Genomic DNA, 12853 nt, shown 5'->3' on the forward strand with positions numbered 1-12853 from the left:
AACCCGCTATAATAGTAATCAAACTGACTGTAGTATGCGAACTGTTCTATGACACCCTCATTGACATCTTAGCGCTTTCGTAACCTTGCAGAATCCGTCCTCAGAATAGAACTACGTGCCTCCATTTCGTATAGCACTATATACTGTATAATAGGCCAAAACACCGCCAAATAGGCCCGAAACAGCCGATATCGGGCGTTTCAGCTGTTTCGGTAATCACTTTGTTAAACAATAGTTTGACCAAGTGTTTTTATCCACCCGCCCGCCGTACCACAAACACGAATGCCTCCAGCACCGAGCAGCCGCCCTGCATCCGGGGATGTGCCTATCGATGCGGCGATCGATCGGTATCTCGACTCGCTGAATTCGGATGGCTCCCGCACGACAATGGCTCCGCCACTTCGGGGCTTCGCACAACATGCTCGCGAGCAGGGGACCAACCGCGTCGATGACCTCGAGCCCGCCACGCTCCGCGAGTACGGGCTCACACTTCGGGATCGGCATACAGCGGGCGAGTTGCAGGCCTCGACGGCGAATACCTACTTCAAATACGTCCGGGCCTTCCTCTCGTTTTGCGTTCGCGACGAGCTCCTTGATCGCAACCCTGCCGCCACAACCCGCGCGACAGAGTTCCTCCCCGAAGACCGGGGCGACCCCGACCGCCAGTTCTGGACGCCCGAGCAGCGAGCCCAACTTATCGAGTACGCGAACACGCGCGTCGACGCGGCCCTCGAGGCGACCGGTAGGGACGTCAACACTGTCTCCAACGCCGATTCCGATCTCGACACCGCCCCCAGCGACAACGAGATCGACCGCCAGCGTGCCTTCCGCGACCGCGCGATCGTCATCTTGCTCGCCGATGCCGGCGTCAGAGGGGCTGAACTCTTCCGGGATCCTCGCGATGCCGACCGCGATGGGGTGACGTGGGCGGATCTGGATCTCGAACACAAATTACTGCGCGTCTTCGGGAAGTCCAGACAGTACGAGGACGTCGCCCTTCCAGAGGCCGCCCGTACGGCTCTAAAACAACTTCGGCGCGTCCAGGAGCCACCGACGGATGATTGGCCGATCTTCCCGACCGGGCACGCACCCTCGAAGTTCGCTGCCTATCGCGAGCATACTGGTGAGGACCCGCCCGACGATGCCGATATCAACGTCTGCCTCCGGGACGAAGCGATCGCCCCGCCCGCACTCACGAAAGCCGGCGGCCGAGCGATCTGCAAACGCCTCACTGTCGACGCCGGGATTGACGTCGACGACGGCTACCTGAAGCCCCACGGAGCCCGCCGGGCGCTCGGGGCCGATCTCTACGCGGCGGGGCATTCCGAACTAGCCCAATCGGCGCTTCGACACAAATCGATCGAGACGACCCACGACGCCTACGCCGACATCCAGGCTGCCGACGTCGCCGACGATATCGATGCCGCCTGGAATGACCAAGAATAGTTACTGGCGACTTCGAATAGCTACGCTTACTCCAAAGATTATTACGCCAGAGAACATACTATCCGCTCAGGCTATGGACGACTCGGAGCCAATCCCACCGGACGTGATCGAGATTTCAGACCAGGATAGCGATCACATCGATGATTGGAAAGCGCACACCCAATCCATCGATCGCGTGATTTCGGTTGCATTAACGCTGGACCAGCCGCAGACAGCTGATCAGATAAGTGACCGTGCACACGTCTCACCAAGCACGGCACGGGGGCACCTCGACCGACTCGTCGACTTGCATATCCTCACGGCTATCGAGCAGCGAGGAACCAAGACCTACCAGCCGGATGCAGCATACCAGCACTTCACGGAGATCTCCGAACTCGTCGCAGCACACAGTCGCGAGGAACTCGAAGAGATGACGATCGGTGCAAAGGAAGATATCGAAGCGCTACAGGAGGAATACGGATGCGAGGAACCTGCCGAACTGCGGTCACGGGCAACCGATCCGGATACCAGCGCTGCCGATGCGAAGGAGTATTTCAAACGAGCCTCGGAGTGGGATCACCATCTGAAGATGCTCTCACTGACCGATGAGGCCCTTGAGCGATACGCCGAATTCAGTGATTCGGCAGGTCCGACCGATGGATCGCAGTCTCCACTGTCCGCTTGATAGACCCCATGGAAGCACCTGTCTTGGTATCGGATGGTGGGTCGACATCGATCGAACTTTCCGGGCGACGGGACCGGATACTGCACCGACTACAGGTCAATCTCAGGCAACACCCTGCGATTAAGCGAACCCAGTTTCAGCTCACCCGACTCGGCAACGATCACGAACTGGTCGGGCAGTTTGATACCCGCATCCTTGCAGACGGGTGCGTTCAGGTGGAGTCTGCGAAGTTGGTTATCAACTGGTGGACACACCCGGATGGCATCGACGATCAATTCGTGTTCCACTACTCGGAACCTGCTGGATTTGACTGTGGATGGCATCGGCAACCGCATCCCAACGAGCCAGACATCCCGTTCGACCACTTTCAATACCGGTTTGGGGCCGATGACGAATACCGGTACCAAGGTGTCGATTTCATCGAAGACGACCCCATCGGCCTCTTTTGGGAGGTTTCTCGAACACGCCTCCCAAAGGTACTCCAGTGGCGGTGGAGGGAACATGAGGATTGAGGTCCTCGCTCACCCAAGATATTACCCACCGACAACGATTTATTCTGGACTTGCTAACGTATGGCTAGCGCCATACGGCGCATACCTGAGTTCGCATTGAGGTGGCGTCCCGATACCCCTACCCACCTTTCGACAATGTACGATAATAGACGACGACTCCCGAGTGGGGTGGGGATGGTGTGGGGATGCCGTACCAATCGAGAGTCTATCGTCCGATCTGTAGATCGATGTCTTCCATGATAAAACGGGCGAAGTCGCTTGCGCTACGGAGCTATAGTTCCTCGGTGAAGCTCTCTTTCGGATAAAAGGTGCGACGAACGTCGCCGCCCTCGGTTGACTACAACCTGAGTCGGAGTGAATCGTCCACACACGAGACGACAACGACGTCGTCCGCGGTGAGATCGCGATCGAAGCAGACGGCCGCCGGCATCGTGATCCCGCTACACCTGCCGAAGCGCACGATCTGGATCTCAAACGCATCGTACCCCGGCCCGAGCCGAATCTCGCCACAGTCGGGGAGATACTTGCCCCCGACAGAGTCCCCTGGCTCGATGCCGAGCCGAGCTAAGGCTTGAGGCGGCAACGTGAGCCGTTTCGAGTAGCTCCCGTTGCACTGAATCCGCCGCTTCGATAGGGTCGTGGCTGAGGCCACACCGGGACTTCCGTCCACGCGAGAAAAAACATACCGGATTTTCAATAAGCAATCTGGTAAATGGTGGTTGAATCGTGATTGATCCGTGATTGAATCGTGGTTGATAATCCGATTTTTATATCCAATTCTGGGCATCGGTGTGACAGCCCCCATTGAGAACGCACCCGCGGGGTCATGACCTATGGCGACCCGAAATCCCCCCGACGGCACGGGGACTGGCGACTGTATCGATCCGGCGTTCGTTGAAGCGCGCCCCGACGCGGATCGCGCGGCCCTCGGCGGTGCCACACGAGCGCCGACGCCGCGTCCGCAACGCGTTGAAACGCATCTGACGATCCCACCGCGCCTATGATGGGGGCACCGTGACGTCCCCAGAGCCGTGGACGCCGGTCGGGATCGACACGACCGAGCGGTTCCGCGCCTACGTTGACCGGCTGCGGGCGACGGCCAGCGCTGCGCCCGCCCACTCGAAGCACGGCCCGTCGACCGAGACTCGACGCTCTTTCCACGATACGATGTCCACCACCACGACAGCGACGGCCTCAGACAGCGACCGACACACCACTACGCCGGCCCCGGAGTATGGGCTCGCACTCGCCCGCCTCGACGGGGCGGCATTTTACTGGCTCGATGCAGCTGCTCTCGCCCTACCGGAGGCGACCACCGGAGCCCTCGGCCGCCGGGCGTTCATGCTCGCGGCCGCGGCCGCAGCCGCCTCAACGGTCGGGGTTGGAACGGTGGCGGCCAACGACGCCCACGGGCTCAACTACGACTCGGAGCTCATTCCGAATCCCACGATTCCGGCGACGGCGACGATTGCTGAGTCGCGCCCGGAAATGGAGGCGCTCGAGTACATCGGCGACGGCGGTGATGACGAAATCATTTCCTTGGCCGACCAGGGCGCGACCGTCGCGCCCGGACCCGAGGACGACCCACACAACCCGGTCAGCTTCCGGGCGGACTACATCGCTGCCAGCGTCTACGAGCGCTTCCCGAACGACGTCACCTACGAGGATACCGACGGCAACGAGCAGGCATTGTCGGCACTCGAGGCCCAACACTGGAGTACTGATTCGGCGGTCACCGTCTCGGATACCGAAACCGAAGCGGGCGGCCCCGTACTCAAAATCTCCTCCTCGGGTGTCTCAACCGAAGCGACGGCGAACTTCACCGACTACACGCTCGATTCGGGTGTCGATCGGACGCAACTGCAGGTCGGCTTCACGGTCGACAACATCGCTGCCGGCGGGACCGTCGAGATCCGCCTCAAAGCTGATACCGGCAACTCTCGGGCTGTCGTCATCGATCCCAACGGCACCGAAGACGACACGAACGTTATCGGGACGGGCGATGAAACGGCAGCGATCCGGCAGGTCGAACTCGGAGAACTGTCGGCCACGCTCGATGCGATCGACGAAGTCGAGATTGCGATCGTCGGAGCGGATGCGACGATCGAGCTCTTCGCACTGGCGGTCGAACGCGCCGACCGGTGGTCGTTCGGGACTCGGCAGATCGTCGACCCCGATGACAGTGAGGAACTGACGACCGAGACCATCTACGAGCCGACAGGACGGTTCAGCCTTACCGATTACGGGTCGCTTCCGGCAACCTTCCGCGAGGAACCGATCGCCGATCACCAAATCGACGTCGAGTTCGAAGCCCGGAACCTCCCGTCCAGTGCCGTCGACAGCGGCTTCGAGGCCGCCGAGCGATACTCCCAGGATCAGCGCTTCCGCTATATCGCTAATCTCGAACTCCCAGCCGCCTACGATCTTGATCTCAACGTCGGCAACGCCTTCGACACCCAACGCCTCGGCAGTTCCGCGTATCTGGCTGTCGAGTTACTCGTCGGCGATCACGATATGGTACTGCTCGACGACGTCGGCGACTATGAGGACCAACTCACCGACCGGACGACCGCCTTCGACGCCGGCGTCGACGAGGAGATCGACCTCTCGGCGATGGCGGCCCAGGGCGACCGCGTCACCACCCACTACGAACTGCTCGTCTCCGACGGCCAGGCCGACGAAATCCAACAGGCCTCGGACGGTGGTATCTTCGGCGGCGGCGGGCGCGAGGGTAGCGGGGGCGTCATGGATATGCTGTTGTCGCTGCCGGGAATGATCGTCACGGCCGTCCTCGGCTACGGCGGCTTCGCACTGGCACGGGCCCGCGGCGTCATCGGCGGGGCGAGGTGATTGCCGATGCCGGGTAGCGGCGATGAGTATACGGGCCAATCGATCGTCGACGATGCCGACGGGACGTCACCGACGGAGGCCGTCCAACAGCTCATTTCGGCCCCGCTGTTGGCGGTTGCCGGCGGGCTGTCGTTTCTGATCGGGTCGGCCTTCGAGAGCCTCGCCGATATCGGCCGGGTCTTCGATGCGGCGTGGTCGTTCATGGGATCGCTGCTTACGTCGCCGGAGATCATCCTCGAGATCACCGCGGAAGCGACCGGCCTCTCGATCGCCGAGCAGTTCGGCACGTTCGCCTGGCCCGTCGGGGTCGGGATGATCATGCTGGGGTTCTTCCTGTGGGAACAAAGCGGGATCGGCCTCCCGATCGTCGATCAACTCTGGGGCCGGGGGGACTAACCTGATGGCAGACACCTGCTCGTCGGGTGTCGCGCCCCGCCGTGAGCCGCTGGTCTCCGTATACCGGCCGCCGCACACGCTTGCGCTTGCGCTTACGTCTGCGCCCGTACGCCCGACCACATCGATAGCGGGGTGGCCGCTGTGACGGGTCCACAAAATGAGTTGGAGACGATGGAGAACCCGGGGCCAGGCGGCGGCCGGCGGACGCTCTCGGAGATCGCCAAACGCATTGTTGACGGCAACCGGATCCGCTGGCAGGAGCTGTTTGCCCTCTTTATTTCGGGCGTGTTCCTGTGGGTGGCCGGCCTGCTGTCGGCGTTCATTTCGGGCGTCTACACCGCTCTCGCCCGTGGAGTCTCGTGGGCCATCGAATTCATCTACGACATCTGGGCGTTGGTGCCCGAGAGTCAGGCCTGGATCGTTCGTGAAGCGTTCGACGCAGCCAGCGAGAGCCTATCGGAGTTTGGCCCCCTCGCGTTCATCGTCGGCGTCGGGCTGGTCATCGCGTGGTTCGTCGCACTGGAATCGATCATTGCGTTCCTGCGGGGGTGGCTCGGATGAGCAACTCGCCGAATCCTAGTGGTGGAGACGATGACGAACCCGGCTGGTGGAGCGCCGCCGCCACGTTCTTCGGCCGACTGGCGGATTCGTCGGTCTCGCTCGGTGCGCTGGCCGGCGCGCTCGTGTTGCTGATGACGGAACCGGTCACGTTCATCCGCGAGCACCTCCTCAGTGGTTTCCTCGTCATCCTCGTCGAGACGGCTATCCGCGGGTTCTTTGGCCTGTTGGCACAGGCCGCCGCGGAGCTTCAGTTGGCCGCGACACAGTTGTGGGATGGGACGGTCGGAACGCTCCTCGGGGTCGGCTCCTCGGTGATGGGTCAGGCGATCGAGCCGGCAATCCTGGGCGTTCAGTCGGCGCTGTCAGCCGGCTTCGAAACGCTCGGGCTCGCCGCTCCGTTCGCCGCGGCGCTGTCGATCGCTGCGACAGCCATCCTCGTGGTCCTCGCGACGACGGTCGTCCTCGAGGTCCTGCGATGGGCGCTCCCGATCGGGGCGCTTACGCAACCGGCCGCGAACACGCTGTCGGGAGCCCGTGCGACTCTCTCACAACGACTGTTCGGCTCCGGAGGTGATCGATAATGGTTGAGACACTTCATGGCCTTGCAGCCTCGCTTCCGCTGTTCGACCTCGTATTCAACAGCGCGCAGTTCCTGACGATCGCGGCAGATCAATTGCTGACGCCGATGATCCTGTTCAGCTTCACGATCTTGCCGAACGTCGAGACCCCGTCGAATCTGGCGTGGCTCGAACAGGCGTTCGTCTTCGCCGTGGTCGTCCTCGGCGGCGTCGTGCTACTCGATGCCGTCATCAACACAATTCAAACATGGAGACAAACAGATGCCAGTACCTAATCGACCGCTGATGCACGCCTGCGGCCCTCTCGGTCGTCGACACACACCCTGCGGAGACACCCCCGGATGCGGGGGGTGGGCTCCATGAGCGCCTCCGATCCGAGCGGGACCGCGACACCCTCTGTCGGCAGTCGCATCTTCAAGGGCCTGCGTGGGATGTTGTTCAACCCATTACTGTTGGTCTTGGGCGTCATCCTCGCCGCCGCGTGGTACGTTTCGTCGGATCTCTCCCTCGGTGGGCTCCGCGAACTCGTCTTCAGCGGCGCGACGGTCGCGTTGCCCATCATCGGAACCGTCGCCGTCTGGCTGGTGGTCTTCGCCGTCGCGGCCGCCGGTGGGTACGTGATCGTCGTCTCGACTGTCGTCGAGGAGGGCCGCGCCGAAGATGCCGATGGCCCACGCTCCCCGGCGCTCCAAAACGTGGCGACGGTCGTCCAGGCACTCGCGGGTGGCGTCGCACTCATGACGCTGTGGTTCCTCCGGGAGACGATTCTCACGAACCGTTGGACGATCCTCGTGGGGCTTGGGATCCTCTTTGCGTCGTGGGTGACGTACGTCTACCTGAGCAATCGGCAGTCGGCCTCGCGTCGCTCGACAGCCATCCGGCGCACCCAACGAAACGTCGGCAACACCGTCGAGAACTGGGCCGAAGCCATCCTCGGGGCGGTATTCGTCATCGTCGCGATCGGCCTGTCGGTGCTGTCGGCCGGCTTTGAGGCGCTCGGCTCGCTCGATCAGTTCCTCACGCCGGTCCTCAACGAGCTGGCGTTTTGGGTGATCACGGCCCTTGGCTACGTCCAGTTGGGTGGTGAGCGACTCCCTGGCTCACAGTTCATCCCCTCGCTGAACGCCCTGCAGTGGGTTGGGATCGCAGCACTGCTGTTCGCGGCTGTGGTGGTGTTCCGAGACTGATGGCCCGGATACAGCCGCTGTCCCGGTACTGCTGGCTGGTTGCCGGGGTGATCGTGCTTCTCGGGTTTGCGGCCGCCCCGGCCGCGGCGACCGCTGCGGGACCATCGGGCACCGACACACCCGCGCCCGCGTCGACGCCCACGTCGACGCCCGCGAGCGACACACCCGAGACACCCGAGACCGACTCACCCGACGACACTGCGCCCCCGGGGAACGCAACCGAAAACGACACCCTGGCCGCGGAGCTGACGCTCTCGGAGCTGCAACGCGGCGGCGAGCAGTTCCCCGGCGATGATCCCTCGTTGCGCGTCACCGACGAACGGCCGTTTTCGGTTGTCCACTGGCCGGCCGATCGGGCCTTTTCGAGCCCGGGCAACGACGATAACTGGCGATGGCTCCGCCCCGGCGGGCTTGTCGACCGGAACGCGATCTGGCTGCGCCACTTCTCGACCGAGGGCAGTGAGCCGTTGACGCTGCATATCGCCTACTACGAGATCGGCGAGCAGCGACGCTCGATCGGTGACGGCGAGACGACCACCGAACAGGTCGCGACAAACGTCACCGTCGATTCCGTGAGCCTGGAGTTCGATCGGGGCTTCCCGGCCTGGCAGGAGATCGAACTGCGACAGTCCGATGAGCCACGGCAGGTGGCGATGTGGATCGATGGCACTGACGCCCGCTGGACCTTCGAGCACCACTCCGTCGCGACGACCCAAGAACTCCCGTTCAGTTCTTGGGGTGGGTTCATGCAGTGGGCCGCGGTCATCTGGGTGCTGCCCTTAGTCGGCGGCCTGGCTGGGGCGAACTACACGGCCAAGCGCGCAATCGAGCGCATGGGCGTGTTCACACAGTGGGGGTATGCTCCGTGGCTCGCTCTCTTCGGGCTCGTCGTCGCCGGCCTGGGGCTGTTCGCCTCGACGTGGTCGGCGCGGATCTTCGTCGACTACCCGTTCATCGTGCCCGCGGTGATCGTCGGCTTTACGCTGTTGTTGATCCTCGAGACGCTGACCGACGGCGTCCGCCGGGTCCGCTTTGTCCGCGACAACATCGAGAACCGCAAATCGCCGTCGGGGGATCACGCCGTCGAAGCGACGATGCAGGATGAGGTGGAGCTGACGCTGATCGATCGCCCGGACCAACCGATTCGGGCCGCCTCACCTGGGCTCCGACCGGCACTGTCGCGGCTGGTCGGTGGGGCCGCCCCCGTGAAGGCGGTGCATCCGGGCGCGGAGGCCGACGAGATGGGGGAAGTGCGCCTGCGGGATGCACCCTTACAGACGACGAAAAGCGTCGAAGACGGCCACGTCGACGAAGAGGTGTACGTCCATCCGGACTCGCCGCGAATCGTCGACTACACGCCCGAGGGGTGGACGTTTGCCCCGCCGACGCCGAGCAGCCGTGGCGGGGTCGTCCGCTGGCTGCTGGGCGCGGGCCTCATCGCAGCGCTGGCGTCGCTCATGTTCAACGCCGTCGGCCCGAACGCCGCGATCGTGACGGCCGGCCTGGCGGTCGGCGCAGCGGGCGTCGAACCGCAGTCGGGCCGCCTGCTGGTGTGGCCGGCGAACTACCACTATCGGTCGGCGCGGGCCTCCTCGAAGTATCTCGCCGAGGAGACGGACAAATACGAGACGATCGAGCAAGAGCGCGCCGAGAAAGAGAAGGCGAAGATCGAACGGCAAAAGCAGATCAAATCGGCCGTCGATGCGCGGGACTCGACGCTCATCGAGAACATGTTTACCGATCCCAGTGCCGCGGTGTCGGTCGAAGAGATGGTCGACCCGATGCACGAGGCGGAAACACCCGCCGAACGCTACGATCGTGAGGAACGGCGCAACGGTGGCCCATCGATGCCCTCGGATGAGACGACCGACAGCGCTACCGATCCCGACCACTCGGGTGGTGACGCCTAATGGCGACGAACGCTACCGACGCCGATGTCGACAGCCGAGATGGCACCGGCCACGCCGATCCGGCGGACGTCACCGACTCGGTCCGACCGGCGCTGATCAAGCTGACCGAGGACCTTCGCGACGAACGCGATCGCCTGCTGGCGGGCTTTGCCTCCCGGCGGGCCGTCCTGGAGTGGGCACAGCGACTGACCGTCCGGACGATGGGGCGGCTCCCCCAGCAGTGGTACGTCGATCTCGCCGACCAGTTCACCGGTGTCTCCCAGGACGCCCGCCAGCGGACGTTCCTCGCCGCGTTGCTCTCGGATGCGGCCCGCGATCGCGACCTCGATCCCGACGCCGCCGCCGAGTACCGCGAACAGCTCGCGGGGAATCTGTTGCGGCAGGCCCAACACGATGCCTTCCGGCATCTCCGCGTCTCGGCCAACGAGTACACCGACGTCGACGAGTCGGCGCAAAACCCCCTGAAACAGCGCTATATCGCCATGCGCCCGGCGCTGAACGAACTCGATCGCAACCAGACGCGGACGATCGACGCTGTGCTGTCGGGCTTCGATGATCGGGCGGCGATCCTCGCGTGGGGTGACGATCTCGAACTCGCCACCCACGGCCAGATCGAGGGGGCATTCATCCGGCGCTGCTACGCCGAGGACTCGACGGTCGCGAACCTGCTGTGTGCGGACGGGACGGCGGCCGCGCGCGGCCGGGAGTTGTTCGCCGCGACGTACCTGCTGCCCGTGTTCAACCAGGGCGTGCGGGATCTGTTGGGCTTCTCCGCGGAATCGGCCGACGAAGAGCACGACGCGATCACCCGGGATGAGCTCCCGATGGGATAACCAAACCATGCCAGACACACCCGACTACGAAGTCGACGCGCACGCGCTCTTCGAGCGGTGCTACGCCGACGCGATCGATCGCCTCGCCGCCGAGTACGTCGAGGCGCTGTACCCCGAGCACCTCCAGTTGCGCATCGCGTATGCTGACCTCCACGACAGCAGTGAGGCGCTCGCACAGTTGGCGCTGCGAAACCTTGCGGAGGCCCACGACGCCCTGGAGGCCGCGCTCGCGACATACGATGAGCGCCCGCTCGGGCAGGCGACCGTCCGCGTGATCGAGCTCCCCGAGGCGGCCACCCACACCGTCGGGGCGGCCCGCAAAGGCGACATCGAGCGGCTGATCGGGCTGTCGGGGCAGGTGACCAAACGCACGGAAGTACAGCCGAAACTCGCGGTTGGCGTCTTCCAGTGTTACGAGTGTGGCACCGAGACCCGGCTCGAACAGGGGTTTGGGGCGATCCGGGAACCCTTCTGTTGTCAGGGCTGTGGGAACAAAACTGCCTCCTTCCAGTTGTTGACGGGCCGCTCGGAGTGGGTTGATCACCAGTTGATCCAACTCCAACAGCCGCCCGAGGACGCCCGCGGCGGGCAGGCCGCCTCGATCACCGTCCACCTGACGGAGGGGCTGACCGACCGCGTCGAATCGGGCGATCGTGTCACTGTCAACGGCGAGTGGATCCCCTACTCGCCGACGGGCCGCACGCGTCATGAGACGCTCCTGGAGGGGCATTCGATCGAACTCGAAGAGACACTCTCGAACGATCTCGACGACGTCGCCGACGCCGATGTCGACGCCGAGATCCGCCGGCTGGCCGACAGCGACGACCCCTACGGCGAGTTGGTAGCCTCGATTGCGCCCTCGCACAAAGGCGACGTCCACCTCAAGGAGGCGATCGCGCTACAGCTGTTCGGTGGGTGGCGACGCACCGACGATACCGGGGCGTTCCATCGCGGCTCGGTTCATATGCTCTGGGTCGGCGATCCCGGCACGGGCAAGACCGGACTGATGGAGGCCGCCGAAGAGCTCGCGCCCCGGAGTGCGATGACCGACGGCACGGGAAGCAGCGAGGCCGGCCTCACCGCCTCGATGACGAAAGACGACTTCGGCGACGGCGACGAGTGGACCATCGCCGCGGGCACGATCGTCCGCGCCTCCGGTGGGCTCGCGGTGGTTGATGAGATCGACAAGGGCGACGTGTCCGACCTGGATGCCCTGCATACGGCTCTCGAAAGCCAACAGGTGTTGGTCTCGAAGGCCGGCCGCCACGCGCGCTTGGACGCGAACACGTCGCTGTTGGCTGCCGGAAACCCGACGGGTGGGCACTTCGATCCGACCGCACCCTTTGTCGAGCAGATCAAACTCAAGAGCCCGCTGCTCTCGCGGTTCGATCTGATCTTCACGGTACGCGAGAAGGTCGACGAAGAACTCGTCGCCGACGTCTCCCGGCACATGGTCGACTCCCGGACGGCCGCCGGGAAGAAAGCGCTCGGGCTGGAGTTGACGGCAGCCGAGCAGGCGACCGTCGACGGCGGCCACGATCCTGCGACGATCCGGCGGTGGATCGCCTACGCACGCGAGCACTGCCAGCCCATCCCGACCGAGGCGGCGAAGGATCGGATGGTCGAGTTCTATACCGACCTGAAGATCACGCTCCCCGAGCGCTATGACGGTGCGGAAGCCGACGGCTATGACGGCCCGCCACTGCCGGTTACGGCGCGCAAGCAGATGGCACTCTTCCGGCTCGCGGAAGCGTCGGCGCGGATCCGGCTGTCGGATACCATTACGGTCGCCGACGTCGAGCGCGTCATCCCGAAGATCGAACGCTCACTGGCGGATATCGGCATCGCCCCCGACGCAGCGGCGCTCGGCGAAACGAGTGCGGACCTCGATCTCTCAGAGATCGGCGTATAATTTA

Annotated in this window: 13 protein-coding genes; 12 read left to right on the top strand and 1 reads right to left on the bottom strand. The window is 63.9% G+C overall.

The window, feature by feature from the left end; all coding sequences use genetic code 11:
• The first annotated feature begins 387 nt into the window (after window positions 1-387).
• The 3 genes from HZR14_RS02685 (at window position 388) to HZR14_RS14715 (ending at window position 2622) form a co-directional block, all read left to right on the top strand.
• Entirely contained in the window at window positions 388-1446 is a 1059-nt protein-coding gene (locus HZR14_RS02685; protein WP_181691328.1) for a tyrosine-type recombinase/integrase, read from the top strand.
• Between the two features lie 73 nt (window positions 1447-1519).
• Window positions 1520-2110, top strand: coding sequence for a winged helix-turn-helix domain-containing protein (locus HZR14_RS02690; RefSeq protein ID WP_181691329.1), 591 nt, complete (start codon window positions 1520-1522; stop codon window positions 2108-2110).
• A gap of 8 nt (window positions 2111-2118) precedes the next feature.
• Window positions 2119-2622, top strand: coding sequence for a toxin-antitoxin system TumE family protein (locus HZR14_RS14715; RefSeq protein WP_489675074.1), 504 nt, complete (start codon window positions 2119-2121; stop codon window positions 2620-2622).
• A 337-nt stretch (window positions 2623-2959) separates the two neighbouring features.
• Here HZR14_RS14715 and HZR14_RS02700 read toward each other — a convergent pair whose 3' ends face one another.
• Window positions 2960-3274, bottom strand: a complete 315-nt coding sequence (locus HZR14_RS02700; RefSeq protein ID WP_181691331.1) for a hypothetical protein — start codon at window positions 3272-3274, stop codon at window positions 2960-2962.
• 362 nt (window positions 3275-3636) lie between these two features.
• On the opposite strand from HZR14_RS02700, the gene HZR14_RS02705 reads away from it, so the two are divergent.
• From HZR14_RS02705 to HZR14_RS02745, 9 genes are all read left to right on the top strand, one after another.
• Window positions 3637-5472: a hypothetical protein gene (locus HZR14_RS02705; RefSeq protein ID WP_181691332.1), complete on the top strand. Its 1836-nt coding sequence runs from the start codon at window positions 3637-3639 to the stop codon at window positions 5470-5472.
• Window positions 5473-5478: 6 nt separating this feature from the next.
• Window positions 5479-5868, top strand: a complete 390-nt coding sequence (locus HZR14_RS02710; RefSeq protein WP_181691333.1) for a hypothetical protein — start codon at window positions 5479-5481, stop codon at window positions 5866-5868.
• A gap of 141 nt (window positions 5869-6009) precedes the next feature.
• Window positions 6010-6429 carry a hypothetical protein gene (locus tag HZR14_RS02715; protein WP_181691334.1) on the top strand — a complete coding sequence of 140 codons (420 nt, stop codon included), beginning with the start codon at window positions 6010-6012 and terminating at the stop codon, window positions 6427-6429.
• Complete coding sequence (locus tag HZR14_RS02720) at window positions 6426-7010, top strand: hypothetical protein (protein ID WP_181691335.1); 585 nt, start codon at window positions 6426-6428, stop codon at window positions 7008-7010. The genes HZR14_RS02715 and HZR14_RS02720 overlap by 4 nt, the downstream gene beginning before the upstream one ends.
• Window positions 7010-7282, top strand: a complete 273-nt coding sequence (locus HZR14_RS02725) for a hypothetical protein (protein WP_181691336.1) — start codon at window positions 7010-7012, stop codon at window positions 7280-7282. Before HZR14_RS02720 ends, HZR14_RS02725 begins: the two co-directional genes overlap by 1 nt.
• An 84-nt stretch (window positions 7283-7366) precedes the next feature.
• On the top strand, window positions 7367-8194 hold the full coding sequence (locus HZR14_RS02730; RefSeq protein WP_181691337.1) for a hypothetical protein: 828 nt from the start codon (window positions 7367-7369) through the stop codon (window positions 8192-8194).
• Window positions 8194-10104, top strand: a complete 1911-nt coding sequence (locus HZR14_RS02735) for a hypothetical protein (RefSeq protein ID WP_181691338.1) — start codon at window positions 8194-8196, stop codon at window positions 10102-10104. The genes HZR14_RS02730 and HZR14_RS02735 overlap by 1 nt, the downstream gene beginning before the upstream one ends.
• The gene (locus HZR14_RS02740; protein ID WP_181691339.1) at window positions 10104-10937 is read left to right on the top strand and encodes a hypothetical protein; all 834 of its coding nucleotides are present in this window, start codon (window positions 10104-10106) and stop codon (window positions 10935-10937) included. The genes HZR14_RS02735 and HZR14_RS02740 overlap by 1 nt, the downstream gene beginning before the upstream one ends.
• 7 nt (window positions 10938-10944) lie before the next feature.
• Window positions 10945-12849: an ATP-binding protein gene (locus tag HZR14_RS02745; RefSeq protein WP_181691340.1), complete on the top strand. Its 1905-nt coding sequence runs from the start codon at window positions 10945-10947 to the stop codon at window positions 12847-12849.
• Window positions 12850-12853 lie beyond the last annotated feature (4 nt).

The sequence above is a fragment of the Natronomonas salinimetallica genome (assembly GCF_013839515.1).
Lineage (GTDB): Archaea > Halobacteriota > Halobacteria > Halobacteriales > Haloarculaceae > Natronomonas.

Bases quoted from the DNA above. Each gene is read 5' to 3' on its own strand.
- HZR14_RS02745 (WP_181691340.1), top strand. From the start codon at position 10,945: ATGCCAGACACACCCGACTACGAAGTCGACGCGCACGCGCTCTTCGAG.
- HZR14_RS02725 (WP_181691336.1), top strand. From the start codon at position 7,010: ATGGTTGAGACACTTCATGGCCTTGCAGCCTCGCTTCCGCTGTTCGAC.
- HZR14_RS02735 (WP_181691338.1), top strand. From the start codon at position 8,194: ATGGCCCGGATACAGCCGCTGTCCCGGTACTGCTGGCTGGTTGCCGGG.
- HZR14_RS02730 (WP_181691337.1), top strand. From the start codon at position 7,367: ATGAGCGCCTCCGATCCGAGCGGGACCGCGACACCCTCTGTCGGCAGT.
- HZR14_RS02690 (WP_181691329.1), top strand. From the start codon at position 1,520: ATGGACGACTCGGAGCCAATCCCACCGGACGTGATCGAGATTTCAGAC.
- HZR14_RS02710 (WP_181691333.1), top strand. From the start codon at position 5,479: ATGCCGGGTAGCGGCGATGAGTATACGGGCCAATCGATCGTCGACGAT.
- HZR14_RS02740 (WP_181691339.1), top strand. From the start codon at position 10,104: ATGGCGACGAACGCTACCGACGCCGATGTCGACAGCCGAGATGGCACC.
- HZR14_RS14715 (WP_489675074.1), top strand. From the start codon at position 2,119: ATGGAAGCACCTGTCTTGGTATCGGATGGTGGGTCGACATCGATCGAA.
- HZR14_RS02720 (WP_181691335.1), top strand. From the start codon at position 6,426: ATGAGCAACTCGCCGAATCCTAGTGGTGGAGACGATGACGAACCCGGC.
- HZR14_RS02685 (WP_181691328.1), top strand. From the start codon at position 388: ATGGCTCCGCCACTTCGGGGCTTCGCACAACATGCTCGCGAGCAGGGG.